The following is a 6,143-nucleotide window of genomic DNA, read 5'->3' on the forward strand; positions in this document are numbered from 1 at the left end:
CGACGACGCCCGTGGTGACGGCGTTGACGGTGTTCGCGCTGGTGAGGGCCGGGCCGGTGCCGACCACGGCCGGGAGGTGCGCCCGCACGGCCGGGCGGAAGAACACCGACGTCGCCCCCTGCCCCCCGGGCGGCCGCGTACACGAGCCAGATCGTCCCGGGCGTCCTGGCGAGCAGGACGACGGAGATCGCCGCCGCGTGCGCCAGGCTGGCCGTGATCATCAGCCGGCGGTGGTCCCGCCGGTCGGCCAGCACGCCGGAGACGGGCCCGAGCAGCAGCGACGGCAGGTGCTCGAAGGCCAGCGTGACGCCGGTGGCCAGGACGGAGCCGGTGACGGCGTAGACGTGGGCGGGGATGGCGACGAGGACCCGCCGCGCGGCGCTCGGCGGGCGCACTCGCGGCCGTGGCGGCCTCGCTGCGACGTGACGACCTCGGCGAAGGCGACTGGCAGCGCCTGCTGGACGCGCTCGTCCTGATCCTCGCCCACCCGTCGAGGGAGGAGTGAAAGTCCGGGAGGAGGCTGCCGTGGTGATACGCAAATACGGATCTACAGTGTAAAGGCGCCGGGCGTGGAGCTCTCAGCGGGCGGCGCGCTGCCACAGCGTCGGGTACGAGCTCTCAGCGGGCGGCGCGCTGCCACAAGGCGCTCCAGCCGCCGTGCCCGAGCCACGCCGCCGGCACCCGCAGCCCCTCGGCGGCGACGCGCGCCCAGAACGCGTCCAGGTCCGCGCCCAGCTCCACCGCCCCCGGGAGCGCGCGCTGCCACGGCCCCGCGGAGTCCTCCAGGTCCGTACGGGGGAAGCCGGGGACACTCGTCTTGCCCGGCTCGGACACGGCGACGGTCGGCAGGCCGGGATGCGGCGTCCAGGACGTGACCGCGACCACCAGCGCGCACAGCACCGCCGTGTCGGCGCGGCGGGTCACCTGGTGGGCGAGCACGGGGTCGGCGGCGCGCGCCAGGCGGCCGACGGCGGCGCGGATCCTGCGGGCGACCAGCTCCATCGAGCGGGCCGGCGCGACGGCCTCGTGGCGGGCGAGCTTCCTGAGCGAGCCGGGTAAGGGGGCGTCGAGCAGGAGCAGGGTGAGAGGTGAACGGCCGCCGGTCCCGGCCGGGGTGGGGTGGGGGAGTGCGGCGAGTGCCTGTTCGAGGGGGCGCGCCGCGGTGGCCCGCCACAGCTCGGCCAGGCCCACCGAGGGCAGCTCGTCCCGGCAGAGGCGCTCGACGCGGTCGGAGGAGAGGCGGCGCAACGCGGTGAGGACGTCCGGAGCGGCACCGGCACCGGCACCGGGGCCGGCCTGCGCGTCCGCCTCGCCGACCGGGCCCGTCCCGTCCGTGTCACCCCCTGTGCGGTCCACAGCGTGGATGCGGGCAGCGGCGCCGGCACCGGGACGGACGCCGGCGCGGACCCGGGCGCCGGTGCGGGCTCCGGGACGCGCGTCGACGCCGGTATGGGCGCGGGCGCCGGTGCGGGCCTCGGTGCTCCCGGCCGGAAGCGGTGCCGGGTCGCGGTGGTGCAGGGTGCGCAGGACGCGCAGGGCGTTCACCGTCTCCTCGCGGCTCATGGCGTCGGCGGCCAGCCGGGACAGCGGGCCGCTGACCTCCTGGAACGTGCGGCCGGCGCGGCGCCGCGCGGCCGGGCGTGGTTCGGGCAGAGGGGCGGGGACGGGCGGGCCGGGCGGCTCGTCGGAGAAGGTGGCGGGCAGGGTGGTGGCCCAGTCGAGGACCCGCTGGTAGAGGTCGGCCTCGGGGTCGCCGTTGAAGCGGGCGCGCAGCTCGGAGACGCGCCAGCCGCGGGCGTGCTGTTCGAGCTCGACGTTGGCGACGATCCGCCCGCTCTCGTCGCGGAGCGCGGCGAGGGCGGATCTGCCCTGTTGTGCCGCTTCGACGTAGGGGCTGGAGGCGATGCAGTTGCCCATGTACGTGGACCATTCGGCGAGCATGCGTGCGTTGCGGGCGAATTCGAGGCGTACCCGGGTGCCGGGCAGGAGGGTGCCGTCGAGGGCGTGCAGCGGCTCGGGGAGCTGGAAGGCGGTGACGAGCGTCTGGGTGACGGCGAGGTCGGCGAGCAGCTGGGCGGTGAGGTCCGGCCAGGTGCGGCAGTGGCGGGAGGGCCGCGCGCCGAGGGAGACGAGCTGCGCCGCTCCCGCCAGGGCCGAGGGGATGGACGTGAGGGAGGGCTCGAGCCGCTGCCCGTCGCCGGAGTGAGGGTCGGGATGGAAGTCGGGGTGGGGGTCGCAGATGACGTGGGGGTAGTCGGGGCCGTATTCGACATAGGCATGGTCGAGCCCCTTGAGCTGGGCGAGGGCGTCGCCGAGCTCGGCGTACCAGAGCAGGTCGCCGGCCGTCTCCTCCTCGGCGGGCGGCACGCCGGGGCGGGATTCGAGGCGTTCGGCGAGCGTGGGGCGGCCGCCGGCGACCGGCGGCTGGGCCCATCGGGTGGGGTCGCGGCGGCCGGGGTAGCCGACGGCGGTCCGCCACTCGCGCATGCTCTCCGCCGCCCAGTCGCCGAGCAGGTGGGGGTGGTCCAGGATGCGGTCGGTGAGGACGTCCATGACGATCTCGGCGTACTCGGCCGCTCTGGCCAGGCGCTGCCGGACGTACGGCTCGGAAGGGTTGCCGAGCTGGGCGGCGAGGTCGCGGGCGTGGCAGCCGGGGCGGGCGGGGAGCCCGGTCAGGCCGGGGACCCGGCGCGCGGCGGCGCCGTGCTCCGCCGAATCCATGAGGCGGGCGGCGGCGGTGAGGACGGCGGTGGAGCGGTTCATGCCCTGGACGACGCCGTGGTCGCCGACGTTGATCGCGGTGCGGAGCAGGGCGGTGGTGGCCAGGGCGTCGGCCAGCATGCGGCGCATGCACATGGCCGCCTGCCAGGCGGAGGGCTGCCAGCGGGCGGCCTCGATCAACGACGGCTCGTGGCCGAGCTCCGCCCGGATCTGCTCGATGAGCAGCTCGTCGTCGTGGGTCTGGTAGCGGGTGGTCAGCTCTCGCAGCCTGCTCTGCTTGCCCTGGGTGGCGCGCCGCCGCCGCAGCCGTTCGAGGTGCCGCTGGTGGGCGGCGACCTGCTGCCACAGGTCGAGGACGAGGTCGAGGCGGCGCGCGCGGGAGTGGGCGCCGAGGACCTGTTCGAGGTGGGCGGCCATGGTGGAGGCGGCGGCCCCCGGAGTCGGATCGATCGCGGGCAGGTCCACGGTCAGGAGGCGGACGAGTTGCTCGGCGCCGAGCAGGCCGCTGGCGGCGGAGGCGAGCTGGAGCACCGTCCAGCGGCGTTCGGCGATGGCCCGGCTCGCGGCGGCGGCGAGCGGTTTGGTGGCCTCCGCGCCGAACAGCGCCACCAGGACGCCCGCGCGCTCGCCGAGCCGGTGCAGGCCGTCGAGGCCGAGGACGCGCACGGCGGCCAGGACGGCGTCGCGCCGGTCGCCGCGGGCACCGTGGAGGCGGGCGGAGACGAAGCCGGGAGCGAGCACGACACCGGCGCCCGCCGCGACCACCCGGTCGGCGTCGTCCGGGCCAGGACCTTCGTCGGCACCCCTGTCGTGGAGGAGCTGGTCGAGGGCGGCAACGGCAGGGCCGGGGTCGGCGCTGGCGGGGCCGACCACGACGGGCGGGCCGGCCACCTGCGCGGAGAGGGCGTCGGTCACCGGCCGGCCGGCCGCGTCCCACACCTGCTGACCCCGCCCCGTCACCACTCCGAACGCCATCCGCACCACACGCACATGATTCGGGCAACAGGGGCCGCCCGGCAACCGGAATTCCGAAGCCGGGCGAGGTGCGGAGGGGCGCGGAAGGGTGTTGCATGGGCGGATGATCGACGATCCGCTGGAACGACTTCGCGCCGCCGCCCGGCGCACCCGTGAGCTGGCCGCGAGCCGGGCGGGCACCGGCCTGGCCCATCAGGACGCCGATGACGACGTCGGCACGATCGGCACCGACGGGGCTCTCGGCTTCGACCCGTTCCCGCTGCTCGAAGCGCTGCACCGGCACGGCGTGCGGGCGGTGGTGATCGGGCAGGTGGCGGGCATCATGCATGGCTCGGCCGAGCTGACCGGCGATCTGGACCTGCTGTGGGACGGCCGGCCGGCGCACGCCCCAGCACTGGCGGCGGCGTTCGCGGCGGCCGGGGCGCGGCTGGTCGGCGAGTCGGGCGAGCCGGTCCCGGTGGAGCCGGAGTCGTTCCTGCGCCCGAAGGTGGAGTTCACCGCGCCCGGGGCGGGCGGCGACTGCTGCACCCCGGCGCTCCCGTGGGGCGGCCTGCGGGTGGGGGAGGTCGTCGGCCGCGCGCTCACCGTGACGGGTCCGGACGGACTGGAGGTGCACTACGCCCGCAGGGAGGACCTGATCCGGATGCGGCGGGCGCTGGGCCGCCCCAAGGACCTGCGGCGGGCGGCCGAGCTGGAGTCACTCGGCTGAGGTGGCGTCCTGCCGCCCGGGAACGGCGCGGCGGGCGCCGAGGACGTCGTGCAGCTCGGCCGAGCAGCGGGCCAGGTCGGCGGCCCAGGCGTGCCGGCCGAGCGTGCGCGGCCGGGGCACGTCCACGTTCACGACGGTGAGGATGCGGCCGGGACGCGGGGTGAGCACGACGACGCGGTCGGCGAGCAGCACGGCCTCCTCGATCGAGTGGGTGACGAGGACGACGGTGGCGGCGTGCTCCATGTGGATCTGCTGCAGCTCGACGGACAGCTCCTCGCGGGTGAGCGCGTCGAGGGCGGAGAACGGTTCGTCCATGAGCAGCACGCGGGGCCGCTGGATGAGCGCGCGGCACAGGGCGACCCGCTGCTGCATGCCGCCGGACAGCTCGTGCGGCAGCCGCCGGTGGAAGGACTCCAGCCCGACCATCTCCAGCAGGCGGTGGGCGTGGGCGCGGTGCTCCTGGCGGGGCCAGCCGAAGATCTCGACGGGCAGCAGGACGTTGTCGAGGACGCTGCGCCAGGGCAGCAGGGCGGGCCGCTGGAACATGATGGCGACGTCGCGGCGGGGCTTGACGACGGGCTCGCCGCCGACGCGTACCTCTCCTGAGGTGGCGGTGAGCAGGCCGGCGATGAGGCGCAGGAGCGTGGACTTGCCGCAGCCGGAGCGGCCCACGACGGCGGCGAACTCGCCGTCGGCCACGTGCAGGTCGAGGCCGCGCAGCGCTTCCACGGCGCCGCGGCGCCCGCCGAACACCTGGGACACCTCGCGCAGCAGGATCACCTGAGGACCTCCTGATCCCGATGGTATGCCGGGCCGCCGCTCCGAGGGGACCCTTGACCGCTGGGCGGCGTCCGTCAGGATCTGGGTCATGAGGCGACTGCCGCGCGTCATCACGGTCACCGTTCTGGTCGCGACGTTCTCCCTGCCCGCCGCCTGCGGCTCGGGGCAGCGGGAGCCGTCGCAGAGCCGGCCGGCCGCCGATCGGGTCACGTGGGTGACCGGGTTCGGCGCGTTCGGCCGCGAGGCGTACGTCTACGTGGCGCAGGAGAAGGGCTTCTTCAAGGAGGCCGGGATCGAGGTCGCCGTGCAGCCCGGCAAGGGCAGCAGCGAGAACCTGGCGGCGGTGCTCGGCGGCCGGGCGCAGTTCGCCGCCGTCGACTTCACGGCCACGCTGATCAGCGCCGCCGCGGGCAAGGCGGAGGGCGCGGTCACGGTGGCGGCCCTGCACCAGCGCACGCTGGCGGCGCTGATGGCGCTGGAGGGCAGCGGGATCAGCCGGCCGAAGGACCTGGAGGGCAAGACGGTGGGGGACGCGGCGTCGTCGGTGATCCGCATGATGTTCCCCGGTTACGCCCGGCTGGCCGGGGTGGACGCGTCGAAGGTGAAGTGGGTCAGCCTGGAGCCCGCCCAGCTCGCCGCGAACCTGGCCTCCGGGCAGGTGAACGCGATCGGCCAGTACGTGGTCGGCCGGCCCACCGTGCGCAACGCCGCCAAGGGCAAGGAGGTGACGGTCCTGCCGTTCGGGGACGTGGTGACCGATCTGTACGGCTCGGCCGTGACGACGTCCAAGGAGGTCGCGAGCGGCAGGCCGGACCTGGTCAGGCGGTTCACGGGCGCGCTGCTGAAGGGCCTGGCGTACGCGGTGGAGCATCCGCAGGAGGCGGCGCGGATCCTGGCGGGCAAGCAGCCCGCGCAGAACGCGGAGGTGGCCGCCGCCGAGCTGGCCCTGATGGCGCCG

4 protein-coding genes and 1 pseudogene are annotated in these 6,143 nt (G+C 75.7%); 2 read left to right on the top strand and 3 right to left on the bottom strand.

The features are described from left to right. Together HCN51_RS57390 and HCN51_RS62005 are read right to left on the bottom strand one after the other, a co-directional pair. Window positions 1-395, bottom strand: a pseudogene (locus HCN51_RS57390) (hypothetical protein); the annotation flags it as partial. 223 nt (window positions 396-618) lie between these two features. Further along, the gene (locus tag HCN51_RS62005) at window positions 619-3,696 is read right to left on the bottom strand and encodes a hypothetical protein (protein ID WP_168022181.1); all 3,078 of its coding nucleotides are present in this window, start codon (window positions 3,694-3,696) and stop codon (window positions 619-621) included. A 103-nt stretch (window positions 3,697-3,799) separates the two neighbouring features. Between HCN51_RS62005 and HCN51_RS57400 the strand changes: the two genes are divergently transcribed. Further along, a complete protein-coding gene (locus HCN51_RS57400; protein WP_168022182.1) occupies window positions 3,800-4,405 on the top strand; it encodes a hypothetical protein in 606 nt (201 codons plus the stop codon). Here HCN51_RS57400 and HCN51_RS57405 read toward each other — a convergent pair. Further along, complete coding sequence (locus tag HCN51_RS57405; RefSeq protein WP_168022183.1) at window positions 4,394-5,185, bottom strand: ATP-binding cassette domain-containing protein; 792 nt, start codon at window positions 5,183-5,185, stop codon at window positions 4,394-4,396. The genes HCN51_RS57400 and HCN51_RS57405 overlap by 12 nt on opposite strands. Window positions 5,186-5,273: 88 nt before the next feature. On the opposite strand from HCN51_RS57405, the gene HCN51_RS57410 reads away from it, so the two are divergent. Then, a partial coding sequence (locus HCN51_RS57410) for an ABC transporter substrate-binding protein (protein ID WP_168022184.1) occupies window positions 5,274-6,143 on the top strand: 870 nt, incomplete at its 3' end.

It is taken from the genome of Nonomuraea composti (genome assembly GCF_012034275.1).
GTDB classification, from domain to species: Bacteria; Actinomycetota; Actinomycetes; order Streptosporangiales; family Streptosporangiaceae; genus Nonomuraea; species Nonomuraea composti.